We start from the raw sequence: 15,835 nt of genomic DNA on the forward strand, positions 1-15,835 counted from the left end.
CGGGCGTAAGATCCGTGATCTTGGCGAGGGGATCGTGGGCTAGGGGGGATCATGACCGGGGGAAACCGGCAGTTCGAGCGGCTGGTCCGGCAGGCGCAGGCCGAGTCCCGGATTCCGGCGGTCTCGGCCGCGCTGCACCGGGCCGACCGGCCGCTGCAGACCTGCACGGTCGGCACCACCGGCAACGACGCCCCGCTGGGCCCGGGCACGGCGTTCCGGATCGGCTCGGTGACGAAGACCTTCACCGCCGTACTCGTGTTGCAGTGCCGGGACGACGGACTGCTCGACCTGGACGACCCGATCGGAGCGCACCTCGACGTACCGGCACACGGCGAGCTGACCGTACGCCGGCTGCTGTCGCACACCTCCGGGGTACAGCGCGAGCCGTACGGCGACGTGTGGGACACCCTGCACAGCCCGGAACTCGACGAGTTTCTCGCCGACCTGGCCCGGGCCGAACGGGTACTGCCGCCGGCCCGCCGATTCCACTACTCCAACCTCGGGGCCGCGCTGCTCGGCCAGGCGGTCGCCCGGCTGCGCGGCGGCACCTGGGCGGAGGTGCTCGCCGACCGGGTACTCGGCCCGCTCGGGCTGGCCGACACCGTCACGCACCCGCCGGCGGGCGCGGCGACCGGCTTCCTGGTCGACGCCTACTCCGACCACGCCCGGCCGGAGCCGAACACCGACCTCGGCGCGGTCGGGCCGGCGGCCCAGCTCTGGAGTACCGCACCCGACATGGCCCGCTGGGCGGCGTTCCTGGCCGACCCGGCGGGGCTGGACCCGGCCGGCGCGGTGCTCCGGCCGGCCACCCTGGACGAGATGCGCTGGCCGTTGACGGTGACCGACGAGTCGCTCTGGAGCGCCGGTTTCGGGCTGGGCCTGATTCTGCTGCCCCAGCGGGACGCCTCGGGAGCCGCCGAGCGGATCATGCACGTCGGCCACGACGGTGCCATGCCCGGCTTCCTGGCCAGCGTCTACGGCCGGCGGGGCGGTCCCGGCACCCCCGGGGCGATGGGCTGCGCGGTGCTCGGCTCCTCCGGTACCGGTGTCGCGGTGAACGAGCTGGCGCACCAGATCCTGGCCGCGTCGGCGCAGGACGATCCCGCCGACATCGTGCCGTGGACCCCGGGCGAGCCGGCTCCGGAGCCCTACCGCGGGCTGCTCGGCCGCTGGTGGGGCGAGGGTTTCGAGTACGTCTTCTCGTGGCGGGACGGCGCCCTGCGGGCCCACGGCGCCGCGGACCCGGCCGGCAAGCCGCCGGCCGTCTTCGCGCCGCTGCCGGACCGGCCGGACGTGCTGCGTACGGTCTCCGGGCGGGAGGTCGGCGAGCTGCTCCGGCTGACCCGGGACGACCGGGGCGAGGTGGTCCGGATGCACTGGGCCACCTACCGCTTCACTCGGCGCCAGGAGACCTTCGACCGCTTCGACTTCCGGGCGGACTGAGGGCTTCTGTCCGGTTCCGGGGCTCGCCCGCACCGACCCGTCCGGCAAGGTCACTACCACCGGGTGGACGACCTGCCCAGGTCGGTGGAGAGCGGCGGAAATGGGCAGCGTGCCGTCGGCGTTGAACGGATACGATGACTCCAACGTCCGCACGTCGCGCGACCAGCCGGGAAGCTCCCGGTGGCACCGCGGCACCGAGATCGGAAGCAGGTGGCACAGGGCCTCGGGCCCGACCCATGACCGGTACCCCACCCCCGGGGCAGGCCCGGGTGCAGACCAGGATCACGGTTCCTGACCCCAAGATCATGGTTAACCTGCTCGGCGCGGGCGACGAGATCCTGCGACTGATCGAGCGGTCGATCCCCAGTGACGTGCACGTCCGGGGGAACGAGATCACCCTCACCGGTGCCCCTGGCGACAACGCCATTGCCGAACGGCTCTTCACCGAGCTGCTCGAGTTGATCGAGAAGGGCGAGACACTGACCACCGACGCCGTGCGGCGTACCCTCGGCATGATCGAGCAGGGCGGCACCGAGCGCCCCGCCGAGGTGCTGACGCTCAACATCCTGTCCCGGCGCGGCCGGACCATCCGGCCCAAGACGCTGGGCCAGAAGCGGTACGTCGACGCGATCGACGGGAAGACCATCGTCTTCGGCATCGGCCCGGCCGGTACCGGCAAGACCTACCTGGCGATGGCCAAGGCCGTGCAGGCGCTCCAGGCCAAGCAGGTGAACAGGATCATCCTGACCCGGCCGGCGGTCGAGGCCGGCGAGCGGCTCGGCTTCCTGCCCGGCACCCTGCACGAGAAGATCGACCCCTACCTGCGGCCGCTCTACGACGCGCTGCACGACATGCTCGACCCGGACTCCATCCCGAAGCTGATGGCCGCCGGGACGATCGAGGTCGCGCCGCTGGCATATATGCGGGGTCGTGCGCAGCCGTACGATGCGCGGGTTCTGACTCCAGAGGGATTCAAGCCGTTCGGTTCACTTCAGATTGGTGACCTGGTCATCGGCTCGAACGGCGAGCCCACGCCGGTGATCGGCATCTACCCGCAGGGGCCCAAGCAGGTCTACCGGGTCACCACCCAGGACGGCGCGTCCACCCTCTGCTGCGGTGAGCACCTCTGGACGGTCGCGACACCCGAGGACAAGCGACGCGGCCGCCAGCGCACCCTCGAAACGCAGGAGATGATCGGCAAGGAGCGGCGGGGCTACATCCACCGCTACGAACTCCCGATCGTGGCACCCGTGCAGATGGAGCCGCAGGAGGTTCCGCTCGACCCGTACGCCCTCGGTCTGCTGCTCGGCGACGGCTCCATCTCGTGCCGGACGACGCCGGGATTCACCACGGCGGACCCGGAGTTGGCGGTCGCACTCGAGGCGGCGCTCCCCGACATTCAACTAGTCCGCAAGGGTGACATCGACTACGTCCTCCGGCACGTCAACGGTGGCCGTGGTGGCGTGATCGTCGCCAACCCGGTGACCGTCGCGCTCCGCGAGCTGGAGCTGGCCGGGACCACGTCCGGCACCAAGTTCGTGCCGGAGGTGTACAAGCGCAACGGCGTCGACATCCGCCTAGCCGTGCTCCAGGGGTTGCTGGACACGGACGGCGGGCCGGTCGTCCAGGCGGGGCGCACCTGCCGGGTGCAGTACTCGACGACATCCGCCCGGCTGCGCGACGACGTCATCTATCTGGTCCAGTCGCTCGGTGGGGTGGCTTCCTGGCGGGTTCGGGAGGCGGAGGGGCGCAAGCCCGGCCTCGCGAACGGTCGCGCGGTTCCGTACCGGGCGGACGCCTACGTCGTGGAGATTCGGCTGCCGGAGGGGATCGCTCCCTTCCGACTGAGCCGTAAGCGCCGGCTCTACGAGGCGCACGGAGGTGGCCGGCCGATGCGCTTCATCGACTCGATCCTCCCCGCTGGCGTGCAGGAGACGATGTGCATCCAGGTCGCGGCGGAGGACTCGCTGTACGTCACCGACCACTTCCTGGTCACGCACAACACGCTCAACGACGCGTTCATCATCCTGGACGAGGCACAGAACACCACGCCCGAGCAGATGAAGATGTTCCTCACCCGGCTGGGCTTCGGCTCCAAGATCGTGGTGACCGGTGACGTGACCCAGGTCGACCTGCCCGGCGGTACGACCAGCGGCCTGCGCGCCGTCCGGGACATCCTGGAGGGCGTGGAGGACGTGCACTTCTCCCAACTCTCCAGCTCTGACGTCGTGCGGCACCGGCTGGTCAGTGACATCGTGGACGCGTACGCCCGCTGGGACGCCGAGCGGGAGTCCCAGCAGCAGGGCCAGGGCGTGCACGCCGTACCGGGGCGGACCGCGCACGGCGGCCGGGCCAGCCGGCGCCGCTAGTCCGTCCGACAGTGCAGTCACCGCAGCTTTCCACAGTCCATCAGGGGAACCAGTTGTCCATCGAGATCGCCAACGAGTCGGGGAGCGCCGTCGACACCGACGCCGTGCTCGCCGTGGCCCGGCACGCCCTCGACGAGATGGGAGTGAACTCCCTCGCCGAGCTGTCGGTGCTGCTCGTCGACGTCGACTACATGACCGAGCTGAACCACCGCTGGATGGGTGGCGACGGCCCGACCGACGTACTCGCCTTCCCGATGGACGAGGGCAGCGTCGACCACGGGCCCGGCGAGGTCAACGGCGGTGAGCCGGCGCTCCTCGGCGACATCGTGCTCTGCCCGGAGGTCGCCGCCAAGCAGGCCGCCACCGCCGGGCACTCGGCCGCCGACGAGCTGCACCTGCTGACCGTGCACGGCGTACTGCACCTGCTCGGCTACGACCACGCCGAACCGGAGGAGGAACGGGAGATGTTCGCGCTACAGGCGCGGCTCCTGGATAGCTGGCGCGCGACCCGGACCCAGTGATGCCTGACCATTTAGCCGCGCTGCCCGCGTTGCTGGCGTCGTCCGCCAGCACCCCGGGTGGCCTGCCCGATCTCCAGTTGCTGTTCTTCGCCGCCGGTCTGGTGGTGCTCGCCGGGATCTTCGCGATGGCCGACGCCGCGCTCGGCGCCGTCTCCCCGGCCCAGGCCGGCGAGCTGGCCCGGGACGGCGTACGCGGCGCGCGTACCCTCCAGGTCGTCGCCGCCGACGCGGTCCGGCACATCAACCTGCTGCTGTTGCTCCGGCTGCTCTGCGAACTGACCGCGACCGTCCTGGTCGCGCTGGTCGCGGTGGACACCTTCGGCGCCGGCTGGACCGCCGCCCTGGTCACCGCGGGCGCGATGACCGTGGTCAGCTTCGTGGTGGTCGGCGTGGCGCCGCGCACCATCGGCCGGCAGCACGCCTACACCGTCGGCCGGGTCACCGCGCCGCTGGTCCGCTGGCTGGGCCGGGTGCTGAACCCGCTCGCCTCGCTGCTGATCCTGATCGGCAACGCGGTCACCCCGGGGCGTGGCTTCCGGGAGGGCCCGTTCGCCACCCAGGTCGAGCTGCGTGAGCTGGTCGACCTCGCCGAGCAGCGCGGCGTCGTGGAGCACGGCGAACGGCAGATGATCCACTCCGTCTTCGCGCTCGGCGACACCATCGTCCGCGAGGTGATGGTGCCGCGTACCGAGATGGTCTGGATCGAGGCGCACAAGAAGCTGCCGCAGGCGCTGGTGCTCTTCCTCCGCTCCGGCTTCTCCCGGATCCCGGTGATCGGGGACAGCGTGGACGACGTGCTCGGGGTGCTCTATCTCAAAGACGTGATCCGGCAGACCCAGGGCGACGACCCCGCCGCCGCCGGGCGGCCGGTCTCCGAGGTGATGCGCACCGCCACCTTCGTGCCCGAGTCGAAGCCGGTCGACGACCTGCTCTCCGAGATGCAGGCCGCCCGTACCCACATGGTGATCGTCGTCGACGAGTACGGCGGCACCGGCGGGCTGGTCACCATCGAGGACATCCTGGAGGAGATCGTCGGCGAGATCACCGACGAGTACGATGTCGAGCGCCCGCCGGTCGAGCGCCTCGACGACGGCCAGGTGCGGGTCACCGCCCGGCTGCCGGTGGAGGACCTCGGCGAGCTGTTCGACGTCGAGCTGCCGACCGACGAGGTGGAGACGGTCGGCGGGCTGCTCGCCCAGGCCCTCGGCCGGGTGCCGCTGCCCGGCGCCTCGGCCGACGTGGGCGGGCTGCGGCTGATCGCCGAGGGCACCACCGGCCGGCGCAACCACATCGACTCCGTACTGGTCCGCCGGCTCACCGCCGCCGACGAGCCGGAGCAGACCGTTACCGACCCCGAGGTCCGGGGCGGACAGAGCACCCGGGAGCAGTACTCCCGGGCCGAGGAGAGGCAACCCGCTGATGCCTGAGCCGTCCGCCGTGCCGACCGCCCCGGTCGGCGGGCACACCCCGTCGGCGACGGTCGAGCTGACCGCCGAGGACACCAAGCTGGTGGTCCTGGCCCGGGGTGCCCGGGGCCGGATCGGCGCGGTGGAGGGCGCGGCAGTACGCGACCAGGACGGCCGGACGTACGCCGCCGCCAGCGTCTCGCTGCCCTCGCTGACCATCACCGCGTTGCAGCTCGCGGTCGCCTCGGCGGTCGCCGCCGGGGCCACCCGGCTGGAGGCCGGTGCGGTGGTGACCGAGGCGTCGACGCTGGACGGCGCCGGGCACGCCGCCGTCCGCGACCTCGCCGCTGACGCCCCGATCCACGTCGCCGCCCCGGACGGCACCCTGCTCGGCACGGTGCTGGAGTGACCGCAGCAGACTCCGGCAACCGGTCGACCCGCCAGCGATCGACCGGCCAGCGGTCGACCGGCGAGGCGGCCGGCCAGCGGTCGACCCGCGAGGCGGCCGGTTACCGGGCCGGGTTCGCCTGCTTCGTCGGGCGGCCGAACGCCGGCAAGTCGACGCTGACCAACGCGATCGTCGGGCAGAAGATCGCGATCACCTCCAACAAGCCGCAGACCACCCGGCACGTGATCCGGGCCGTACTGCACCGGCCCGACTCGCAGCTCGTCCTGGTCGACACCCCGGGGCTGCACCGGCCGCGTACGCTGCTCGGCGAGCGCCTCAACGACCTGGTCCGGCAGACCTGGAGCGAGGTCGACGTGATCGGCCTCTGCATCCCGGCGGACGAGCCGATCGGCCGGGGCGACCGGTTCATCACCGGCGAGCTGGCCGAGCTGAAGGCCACGGTGCTGGCGGTGGTGACCAAGACCGACCTGGTGGACCGGAAGCGGCTGGCCGAGCAGTTGCTCGCGGTCAGCGAGCTGGGCGACTTCGCCGAGGTGGTACCGGTCAGCGCGGTCTCCGGCCACCAGGTGGACACCCTGGTCGACGTGATGACCCGCTATCTGCCGTCGTCGCCGCAGCTCTATCCCGACGACATGCTCACCGACGAGCCGGAGCAGATCCTGGTCGCCGAGCTGATCCGGGAGGCGGCCCTGGAGGGGGTCCGGGACGAGCTGCCGCACTCGATCGCGGTGGTGGTCGAGGAGATGATCCCCGAGGACCGGTTGATGAAGATCTACGCCGACGTCTACGTGGAACGCTCCAGCCAGAAGGCGATCGTGATCGGGGCCAGGGCCAGCCGGCTCAAGGAGGTCGGCATCCGGGCCCGGCAGCAGATCGAGGAACTGCTCGGCACCCGGGTCTACCTCGACCTGCACGTCCGGGTCGCCAAGGACTGGCAGCGGGATCCGAAGCAGCTCCGCAAGCTCGGCTTCTGAGCCCGCCCGCCGATCGACCCGGGGAGGGGAGGCGCGGATGCCGGCACGGCTACTGGTCACCGGCTCGGCCGGGCGGGTCGGGCGGCTGCTCCGGCCCCGGCTGGCCGGCCCGGAGCGGATCCTGCGGCTGCTCGACGTCGCCGACCAGCCGCCGGCGGCGCCCGGCGAACCGGTGGAGATCGTCCGTGCCGACATCTTCGACCCGGCAGCGCTGGCGGCGGCCTGTTCCGGGGTCGACGCCGTACTGCACCTGGCCGCGATTCCCGGCGAGGACACCTTCGCCGAACTGCTCCGGGTGAACGTGGCGGGCACCAGGAGCGTCCTGGAGGCGGCCCGCACGGCGCAGATACCCCGGGTGGTACTCGCCTCGTCGATCCATGCGGCCGGCTGGTACCGCCGGGCCGGCAGCAGCCCGGAGCCGGCCGGCGTACCGGCACCGACCGGGCCGGACGGGGTGCCGGCGGCGGTGCCGCCCCGCCCGGACACCTACTACGGCTGGTCCAAGGCGGCCGTCGAGTCGCTCGGCAGCCTCTACGCGGACCGCTTCGGCATCACCGTCTTCGCACTGCGGCTCGGCGCCTGCTTCCCCGAGCCGCCCGGGGTGAGCGGGCTGGAGAACTGGATCTCCCCGGACGACTGTGCCCGGCTGGTCGACGCCTGCCTGCGGGCGGACGCGACCGGCTTCCGGCTGCTCTGGGGGATCAGCCGGAACAGTCGCCGCTGGTGGTCGCTGGCCGAGGGGCAGGAGATCGGGTACGAGCCCGAGGACGACGCCGAGCACTACGCCGACCGGGCACGCCCGCTCGACGGCGAAGCCGCCACCGCCGGTCTGATCGGCGCCCAGTTCTGCGGCTACCCGCTCGGCGAGCGGCGCTGAGGTCTGGAGGGCCCCGGCCGGCGGGTGAAATCGGTGTCTGTCGAAGGACGGGACTGGGTAGGGTGCGGACCTATGGGGAAAATCCTCTCGGTCAACCTGGCCGTGCCCGAACCGAACAGCGCCAAGGCGGTCGGCACCACCGGCATCAACAAGCGTCCGGTGGACGGGCCCGTGCTGGTCCGGGCGCCCGGACCGAAGACCGTCGGGCTGGGCAGTGGCCTGGTCGGTGACCAGATCTTCGACGTGGCGCACCATGGCGGCGACGACCAGGCGGTGTACGCGTACGCCCGGGAGGACTACGACTGGTGGGAGGCGCAGCTGGGGCGTCCGCTGCCCGGTGGGCTCTTCGGGGAGAATCTCACCACGGTCGGGCTCGACGTGAACGGCGCGGTCCTCGGCGAGCAGTGGCGGATCGGTGCCGAGCTGGTCCTGCAGACCACCTTCGGCCGGATCCCGTGCGCCACCTTCCAGCTCAAGATGGGGGTGCCGCAGTGGCTGACGCAGTTCACCCGGGCGGCCCGGCCGGGGGCGTACCTCCGGGTGGTGCAGCCGGGCCAGGTGCGGGCCGGTGACGAGGTGACGGTGCTGCACCGGCCGGAGCACGGGGTGACCGTCGCCGAGGGGTTCCGGGCCTGGATGTCCGAACCGGAACTGCTGCCCCGGCTGCTGGCCGTCGAGGAGGCCCCGGAGGGGCTCCGGGAGCAGGTACGCCGGAGGTTGGGCGTTTGATCCGGTAGGCGTACCCGACGGCGGGTCCGGGCTATTCGCCGCCAATTTCCGGAAGATTCATCTCACCACCTTTCCGGAATCCGTTGCGGCGGCGGGGATGCGGGGTAGGAAGGCACCTGCCCCTGCTCCCGTCGACCAAGTCAGGCTGATGCGAAACCGGTATTACGACCTGCTCCGCTGTCTTGCCATCGTCCGTGTCGTCGTCTACCACGTCACCGGTTGGGCCTTCCTCACCCTGGCGTTCCCGGCCATGTCGGTGATGTTCGCGCTGGCCGGGGCGTTGATGGCCAACTCCCTCGACCGTTGGGGCCCGGCCGCCGTCGGCCGTCGGCTGCGTCGACTCCTGCCGTCGCTCTGGCTGCTGGCGCTGCTCTTCGTACCCGCCATGCTGCTCACCGGACTCGCGCCGTCCTGGCGGCTGGTGTTCTGGGCGGTGCCGCTGGCCGACCCGCCGGCCAACTCCTGGGGCGCGCTGGCCCTGAGCGTGGTCTGGTATCTGCGCGACTACCTGTGGTTCGTCGCAGTCTCGCCGCTGGCCCGCTGGCTGTTCCGGCGCTGGCCGGTGCCGACGCTGCTCGCGCCGTACCTGCTGCTCGGAGTCGTCGAGTTCGGCTATCCGGACGCGCCGGGACTGCTCCGCGACTTCGGGCTCTACTACGGGGCCTGGCTGCTCGGTTTCGCCCAGCACGACGGGCTGCTGCGGCGGATCCCCCGCCGGTTGCTGGTGGCGATCGCGGTACCGGTCGGCGCGGCCGGCCTCGGCTGGATCCTCACCCACCAGGGGCCGCGCGGCTACGACCTGAACGACGTACCGCTGGGCAACGCGCTCTGGTCCGTCGCCTTCGTGCTGCTGGTCTTCGGACTGGCCCCCTCGGCCGTCGCCTGGGTCGACCGCTGGGCGCTGCTCGACCGGGCGGTGACCGTGCTGAACAGCCGGGCGCTGACCGTCTATCTCTGGCACATGCCCCTCGTGATCGCCCTCAACGAACTGCTCTCCGGGCTGGGGCTGGCCCATTCCTCCGCGCTGGGCCTGGCGGCCCGGCTGGCCGCCGTCGCGGTGCTGGTGGCGGTCGCGGTCGCGCTCTTCGGCTGGGTCGAGGACCTGGCGGCCCGGCGCCCGCCGTGCCTGCTGCCCGGCGGCACCGCCCGGGCGCCGGCCGGCGTCGCCGCGCCACCGGCTGGACCGCCGGCCGGCGTCGCCGCACCGCCGGTCTCGGCGGACCCCGCACGGAGTACGCCGGCCGGCGAGCCCGCCGGCCTCAGCTCGATCGGACGGTGATGCTGCCGCTGCCGGTCTGCACGTCGAGCACGGACGTCGCGGCCGGGTCGTTCGGCACCTGCACGTCGGTGCTGCCCGAGTCGGCGTGTGCGGTCACCTGGTAGCCGCCGGCCGGGACGGTCAGGTCGATCGAGCCGCTCGACGCGCTGGCCTGGACCGAGCCGGCGGCGGTGAGGGTCAGCGAGATGTCGCCGGAACCCGTCTGGGCGGTCACCTTTCCGGCGCCCAGCGAGCGTCCCTCGATCGACCCCGAGCCGGCCCGCGCCGAGACGGTGCCGGGCACCCGGTTGAGGGTGACGTCCCCGGAGCCGGTCTCGACGCGTACCGAGCCGCTGGCATCGGTCACCGAGATGTCGCCGGAGCCGACCTTGAGGTCCACCTCGGCCAGCGCGGTCAGGGTGACGTCTCCGGAGCCGTTCTCGCCGCGCAGCGCGACGCCGGCCGGGGCGAGGACGTCGTACGACACCCCGCAGTGCCGGCCGCAGTCGGTGTCCAGGATGAGCTTCGTGCCCTCGATCCGGTAGGTGGCGTCGTTCGGTTCGGGGCCGCGGTACTGCACCACCCGTTCGATCCGGACGTTCTGCACGGCTCCGGTGCGTACCACCACGTCTCCGGCGCCGGGGGAAATCTCGATCTCGGTGATCTTCACGTCCTCGGTGCGGTCGTAGGTGAGGCGCTGTTCGGCGAGGCCGTCGCAGCCGGCCAGGGCGATCAGGGCGACCAGGGCGAGCCCACCGGTCAGGGCGGTGGTCCGGGAAACGAGCATGGCCGAAGGCTATGGCCGCGGCGGCTCGCCGGACATCCGGGTCCGCCACCGACCCACCCCGATGCCGACCCTGAGAACGGTCTCAGGGTCGCCGATCGGGGAACGGTCGCCCGGACCTGGACGGCCCCGGACCGGGCGCCCGGCCGGATGCGCCGGCAGGGAACAATGGGCGGGTGCCCGGGTACCGCCGACAGCTCTACCGCGACGACGCGGTGGTGCTGCGCGTCCAGAAACTCGGCGAGTCCGACCGGATCATCACCCTGCTGACCCGCCGGCACGGTCGGCTGCGGGCGGTCGCCCGGGGGGTACGCCGGACCACCTCGCGGTTCGGTGCCCGGCTGGAGCCGTTCGGCCACATCGACCTCCAGATCGCCGGCGACCCAAAGGGCGAGCAGGGCAGCTCGCTGCACTCGATCAGCCAGGTGGAGGGGATCCGGCTCTACGGCAAGGCGTTCGTCGCCGACTATCCCCGCTACACGGCGGCGAGTGCGATCGCCGAGACGGCGGAGCGGCTCACCCCGGTCGAGCGGGAGCCGTCGCTGCGGCTGTTCCAGCTCACCCTGGGCGGGCTGCGTGCGCTGGCCGACGGGGAGCACGCCAGCACCCTGGTGCTGGACGCGTACCTGCTGCGCGGGATGGGGCTGGCCGGCTGGGCGCCCGCACTGGTCGCCTGCGCCGTCTGCGGTACGCCGGGCCGGCACGGCGCGTTCTCCGTACCCGCCGGGGGGTGTGTCTGCCCGGACTGCCGACCGCCCGGCGCCGCCCATCCGGCGCCGGCCACCCTCGACCTGATGGCCGCGCTCGCCTCCGGGGACTGGCCGACGGCGGACGCCGCCTCCTCGCCGCACCGCCGGGAGTGCAGCGGGCTGGTGGCGGCACACCTGCAATGGCATCTGGAGCGGGGGTTACGCTCGTTGCCGCTGGTCGACAGGGGCTCGACCGGCGAGCGTACGGAACGGGCGCGACACGCCCCGCGCCCCGACCCGGCGGACGTAGCGAAGGAAGCACAGTGATCCGAGCGATGACCAACCGAGCCCGTCGGAAGCCGGTGCCGCCGAACCCGCATCCGTCCGGGGCGCGGCCCCCGGCGCTGCCGGTCGAGGCGCTGCCCAAGCACGTGGCGGTGGTGATGGACGGCAACGGGCGCTGGGCCAAGCAGCGTGGACTGCCCCGGACCAAGGGTCACGAGCAGGGCGAGTACTCCCTCTTCGACACCATCGAGGGCGCGATCGAGCTCGGCATCCCGTACCTCTCGGCGTACGCCTTCTCGACGGAGAACTGGCGCCGCTCGCCGGACGAGGTGCGCTTCCTGATGGGCTTCAACCGGGAGGTCATCCGGCGCCGCCGGGACCAGTTGGTGGACCTCGGGGTCCGGGTGGTCTGGTCCGGCCGGGCCGGTCGGCTCTGGAAGAGCGTGATCTCGGAGTTGCAGACGGCCGAGGAGATGTCCCGGGGCAACTCGACGCTGACCCTCCAGTTCTGCGTCAACTACGGTGGGCAGGCCGAGATCGCCGACGCCGCCGCCGCGATCGCCCGGGACGTCGCGGCCGGCAAGGTCGACCCGAACAAGGTCAACGAGAAGATGATCTCGCGGTACCTCTACCACCCCGAGGTGCCGCCGGTCGACATGTTCCTCCGCCCCTCCGGCGAACAGCGCATCTCCAACTTCCTGCTCTGGCAGAGCGCGTACGCCGAACTGGTCTACCTGGACACTCTCTGGCCGGACTTCGACCGCCGCCACCTCTGGTACGCCTGCGAGCTGTACGCCCAGCGGGACCGCCGGTTCGGCGGCGCCCTGCCCAACCCGGTCGCGCCCGGGCCGGCGCACGGCTGACCGCCGGCGCGGTGAACCTGGCGCGACTTCGACCCGGAAAACGGGTGCGCCCAGGGGACCGCCCGGGTTATGGTCCAGGCATGCGGTACTGATGCCCCTTCATCCGAGCCCACCCGCCCGCCTGTCCCGCGCGGCGCGGGTGTGAGCGCTCCGGGCGTCCGTACCGTTCCGCCCTCTCCGGCGACCTGTCACCTGCCGGTGACACCTCTGCGAACGGACTCCCGGGATCCCCATCCCGCGCTGCTGCCGCCGTGCAAGCGGAGCGGTCCCGACCAGGAGGAGAGAACACCGTATGCCTGCCAAACGAAAGTCCAGGAAGACCACCGGCTCCACCGGATCCGGCTCCCCGACCCGGACCGGCCGGCCGGCCGACGAGTCCATCGAACTCGGTACCCCGATCGTGCTGCCGGGTGACGGCACCCCGGCGCCCCAGCGACCGGCGGCGCCGAAGGCCGGTCCGATCATCCGCAACGGCGGTCCGGGCGGGGTCGGACGCGGTCGGGGCGCCGGTTCGTCCCGCCGGTACGCCTTCCGGCGTAGCTGAGCCGGCCCGCGAGTCGACCCGCTCCCGGGCCGCCGTACGCGTGGGGCCGGCGCCTGCCGACCCCACGCGTACCCGCCGCCCGGCGTCTCCGGCTGGTACCCGGGGATCGCGCCCGGCGTCTCCGGCCGTTCTCCCCGGCCGCCCGGCTGCTGCGCGTCCCCGGTGGCGGGTGGCCGGCGGTTACCGGTGGTCCGCGCAGCAGGGAGTCGGGTCGGGTACCTCGAAGGGCCCGATCCGGTCGCCCGCGACCGGCGTGGTGACCAGGGTCAGCCGCCCGTCCAACCACTGTGGACGCACGAAGTCCCGGGTCTCGACCGGAGTGTCCGGGTCCGGCACCCCGCCGCCGAGCACGGTCACCCGCTCGATGGCGCTCACCTCGATCAGCTCGGCGACGGTGAGGGTGCCGACGAGCAGCTCGACACCGGGATAGCGCACCGCCCGGCCGGACCGCCGGGCGAGGTGCTCGGCGGCGCCGTGCCCGGCCGCCTCCCGCAGCTCGGGCGCGGTGACCGGCAGCTCCGGCAGCGCCGCACCGGGCAACCGCACACTGATCGTGACGTGCGGGTACGGCGTGGCCGTCAGGTGCGTGCAGGCGACCAGATCGGGACGGCCGAGCGGCCGAACGTACTCGCGCAGCCAGTGTTCGGCCTCCCGGTCGGTCCGGTGCCCCAGGCTGAGTCCGAGCACCGGGCCGGCCCCCGCGTCGGAGCCGGCCCGGGTGACGCCGGGGTGCCCGCCGGTCAACTCGGCAGCACCCAGATCGGGTTGGCGTAGAACCACAGGTCCTGCCACGGGTCGGCGGCCCCGACCACGTCGATCGCCGGTCCGTGCGGGTCCACGGCGGCGCCCATCAGGCCGGGCGCGCTGCGCCTGCCGTCGGTGCCGCGCAGCCGGACGTAGAACGGCTCGTCGACCCGGCCGAACGAGTAGGTGAACGAGACCCGTCCGGTGCCCTTGCCGACCTCGTACGACTTCACCACCTTGGCGGTCGGGGCGGTGAACGCGTCACGGTCGCGCACCGGGCCGGTGACCCGGCCCGTGATCACGTCGACCCGGGCCAGTACCGGCACGAACTGCGACCAGTTCGGTGTGTTCGCCAGGTCGATCTCGATGGTCAGCTCCACCGGGGTTCCGCGCCGGACCCGAAGCGTTCCGCCGAGCGGGGTGCCGGAGTCCTTCCGGCGGTCCCCGGCCACCCGGGCGCGTACGTCGAGACCGCTGATCAGGCCGCCGTGGTCCACCCACACCCGGCCGGAGCGCAGCCCGTCCATCACCGCGCGGTAGCTGAACGAGGTCGCCCCGACATGCGTCCGGCTGTACTGGCCCGGCCAGTAGTCACCGGCCTCGGTCAGCAGCGGCCCGTACACCGGGTCCGGGTAGCGGCCGTCGGCGTCGAAGTTCCCGCCCGGCCCGCGCTGCGAGGTGTCCAGGTAGTTGACGTGCGAGTCGGAGTTGGCGCTGATCCACCACGGCTTGCCCTCGGCGAGCAGGCTGTCCCAGAGCCCGCCGACGGTGGCGGTCATCCAGTCGAAGCCGCCCCAGGTGCGGTAGCTCTCCAGCGGGTAGCCGGGAAACGACGCGGCGGACGGGTTGTTGTCGTAGTAGCCCCGGGCCCGGCCGGCGGTCAACCTCGGCAGGCCGGCGGCCTGGTGCCCGGGGGCACCCTCCATCCCGATCGCCACGGTCGGGTCGGCGTCGCGCCAGCCCCGCACCTCGTGCGGCGAGTCGATGCCGCGCCGGGCCGGGTGGTTGGCGAGGAAGAGCGCACCCTCGACCCGGCGGCGCCGGACCGCCTCGCCGAGGAACTTGATGCCGGCGATCGCCAGCGCCTCGTTCGCCGGGGTCGAGTCGCCCGCGCCCTTCACGCTGCCGTCGAAGGCGTTCTCGAACTCCTTCAGCACCGCCACCTCGTTGCGCCCCGGCGCGACGAAGACGGTGGCGTGCTCGGCGGCCGGGATGTTCCACTCCAGGCCCTGGTAGATCAGCAGGTCCTTGAGCCGGCTCCGGGCGGCGACGATGTCCGGGTTGACCTTCTCCACGCCGATCTTCGCGTGCGCCACGCTGCCGTGGTCGGTGACGACCATCCAGTCCAACCCGTACGCCCGGGCGTGCCGGGCCTGGTCGATCACCCGGTACTGGGCGTCCGAGCTGTACTGCGTGTGGATGTGGTGGTCACCGGCGAGCCACTGGAAGCCGCCCTGCCGGTCCCGGTCGCCGCCGGGTCCGCCCTGGTCGCCGTGCGAGCCGTGCGCGTGGGCCAGTTCGGGGGTGGCCAGTACGGTCGCGGCGGCACCGGCGCCGAGCAGGCCCGCGTTGCGCAGGAAACCCCGCCGGGAGCGGTCGGCGGGCGACAGCTCCTCGTCCGGTACGCCCAGGTCCACGGCGGCGGGCAGCTCACCGCCGGTGCCGTGGTCGTGACCGTGGTGCTGCTCGTGGTGGTGGTGCGGATGGCCGTGGCCCATGAGATCGCTCTCTCTTCTCGATCCAGTGCAGGTGGCCTAATCTCGCCTGGCTCGGGAAACAACAGATGACCTGTTCAGGGCACCTGTGCAAACATGCTGACGCGGACATGGGTGGGCCGGTGGACCGGATCGACCGGGCGGGCCATTCCCGCCCGGCCTGCCGATGGAGCTGCTCCAATGTGATACTTACCCGACTTCCGGCGACGGGGGTGGCTGGTTTGC

General features: G+C 72.5%; 15 protein-coding genes and 2 pseudogenes. 14 read left to right on the forward strand and 3 right to left on the reverse strand.

What is annotated here, in order from left to right; genetic code table 11:
- The first annotated feature begins 51 nt into the window (after positions 1 to 51).
- From AAH979_RS25220 to AAH979_RS25270, 11 genes and pseudogenes are all read left to right on the forward strand, one after another.
- Complete coding sequence (locus AAH979_RS25220) at positions 52 to 1,443, forward strand: serine hydrolase domain-containing protein (protein WP_346260600.1); 1,392 nt, start codon at positions 52 to 54, stop codon at positions 1,441 to 1,443.
- Positions 1,444 to 1,679: 236 nt separating this feature from the next.
- Positions 1,680 to 2,375 (forward strand): annotated as a pseudogene (locus tag AAH979_RS25225) (PhoH family protein); the annotation flags it as partial.
- A 324-nt stretch (positions 2,376 to 2,699) separates the two neighbouring features.
- Positions 2,700 to 3,182, forward strand: a pseudogene (locus AAH979_RS25230) (LAGLIDADG family homing endonuclease); the annotation flags it as partial.
- 198 nt (positions 3,183 to 3,380) lie between these two features.
- A complete protein-coding gene (locus AAH979_RS25235; protein WP_346260671.1) occupies positions 3,381 to 3,812 on the forward strand; it encodes a PhoH family protein in 432 nt (143 codons plus the stop codon).
- Between the two features lie 53 nt (positions 3,813 to 3,865).
- Positions 3,866 to 4,333: an rRNA maturation RNase YbeY gene (gene ybeY / locus AAH979_RS25240; RefSeq protein ID WP_101367540.1), complete on the forward strand. Its 468-nt coding sequence runs from the start codon at positions 3,866 to 3,868 to the stop codon at positions 4,331 to 4,333.
- Positions 4,333 to 5,760, forward strand: a complete 1,428-nt coding sequence (locus AAH979_RS25245) for a hemolysin family protein (protein WP_346260601.1) — start codon at positions 4,333 to 4,335, stop codon at positions 5,758 to 5,760. The genes ybeY and AAH979_RS25245 overlap by 1 nt, the downstream gene beginning before the upstream one ends.
- On the forward strand, positions 5,753 to 6,148 hold the full coding sequence (locus tag AAH979_RS25250) for a cytidine deaminase (protein WP_346260602.1): 396 nt from the start codon (positions 5,753 to 5,755) through the stop codon (positions 6,146 to 6,148). The genes AAH979_RS25245 and AAH979_RS25250 overlap by 8 nt, the downstream gene beginning before the upstream one ends.
- Complete coding sequence (era, locus tag AAH979_RS25255) at positions 6,145 to 7,122, forward strand: GTPase Era (RefSeq protein WP_346260603.1); 978 nt, start codon at positions 6,145 to 6,147, stop codon at positions 7,120 to 7,122. Before AAH979_RS25250 ends, era begins: the two co-directional genes overlap by 4 nt.
- Before the next feature lie 37 nt (positions 7,123 to 7,159).
- On the forward strand, positions 7,160 to 7,999 hold the full coding sequence (locus tag AAH979_RS25260) for an NAD(P)-dependent oxidoreductase (RefSeq protein WP_346260604.1): 840 nt from the start codon (positions 7,160 to 7,162) through the stop codon (positions 7,997 to 7,999).
- A gap of 72 nt (positions 8,000 to 8,071) precedes the next feature.
- Positions 8,072 to 8,728: an MOSC domain-containing protein gene (locus AAH979_RS25265; RefSeq protein WP_346260605.1), complete on the forward strand. Its 657-nt coding sequence runs from the start codon at positions 8,072 to 8,074 to the stop codon at positions 8,726 to 8,728.
- Between the two features lie 148 nt (positions 8,729 to 8,876).
- A complete protein-coding gene (locus AAH979_RS25270; protein WP_346260606.1) occupies positions 8,877 to 10,007 on the forward strand; it encodes an acyltransferase in 1,131 nt (376 codons plus the stop codon).
- On the opposite strand, the gene AAH979_RS25275 is transcribed toward AAH979_RS25270, so the two are convergent.
- Complete coding sequence (locus tag AAH979_RS25275) at positions 9,988 to 10,773, reverse strand: DUF4097 family beta strand repeat-containing protein (protein ID WP_346260607.1); 786 nt, start codon at positions 10,771 to 10,773, stop codon at positions 9,988 to 9,990. The two genes, AAH979_RS25270 and AAH979_RS25275, sit on opposite strands and share 20 nt — an antisense overlap.
- 173 nt (positions 10,774 to 10,946) lie before the next feature.
- Between AAH979_RS25275 and recO the strand changes: the two genes are divergently transcribed.
- The 3 genes from recO (at position 10,947) to AAH979_RS25290 (ending at position 13,151) form a co-directional block, all read left to right on the forward strand.
- The gene (gene recO, locus AAH979_RS25280) at positions 10,947 to 11,786 is read left to right on the forward strand and encodes a DNA repair protein RecO (protein ID WP_346260608.1); all 840 of its coding nucleotides are present in this window, start codon (positions 10,947 to 10,949) and stop codon (positions 11,784 to 11,786) included.
- An 8-nt stretch (positions 11,787 to 11,794) separates the two neighbouring features.
- A complete protein-coding gene (locus AAH979_RS25285; protein WP_346260609.1) occupies positions 11,795 to 12,607 on the forward strand; it encodes an isoprenyl transferase in 813 nt (270 codons plus the stop codon).
- Between the two features lie 292 nt (positions 12,608 to 12,899).
- Positions 12,900 to 13,151 (forward strand): hypothetical protein, encoded by a 252-nt coding sequence (locus tag AAH979_RS25290; RefSeq protein ID WP_346260610.1) that lies wholly within the window; start codon positions 12,900 to 12,902, stop codon positions 13,149 to 13,151.
- A 180-nt stretch (positions 13,152 to 13,331) separates the two neighbouring features.
- Here AAH979_RS25290 and AAH979_RS25295 read toward each other — a convergent pair whose 3' ends face one another.
- Together AAH979_RS25295 and AAH979_RS25300 are read right to left on the reverse strand one after the other, a co-directional pair.
- A complete protein-coding gene (locus AAH979_RS25295; protein ID WP_346260611.1) occupies positions 13,332 to 13,895 on the reverse strand; it encodes a hypothetical protein in 564 nt (187 codons plus the stop codon).
- Complete coding sequence (locus AAH979_RS25300) at positions 13,892 to 15,613, reverse strand: PHP domain-containing protein (RefSeq protein WP_346260612.1); 1,722 nt, start codon at positions 15,611 to 15,613, stop codon at positions 13,892 to 13,894. The genes AAH979_RS25295 and AAH979_RS25300 overlap by 4 nt, the downstream gene beginning before the upstream one ends.
- Between the last annotated feature and the right edge of the window lie 222 nt (positions 15,614 to 15,835).

This window comes from Plantactinospora sp. ZYX-F-223 (assembly GCF_039649625.1).
Classification (GTDB): domain Bacteria; phylum Actinomycetota; class Actinomycetes; order Mycobacteriales; family Micromonosporaceae; genus Plantactinospora.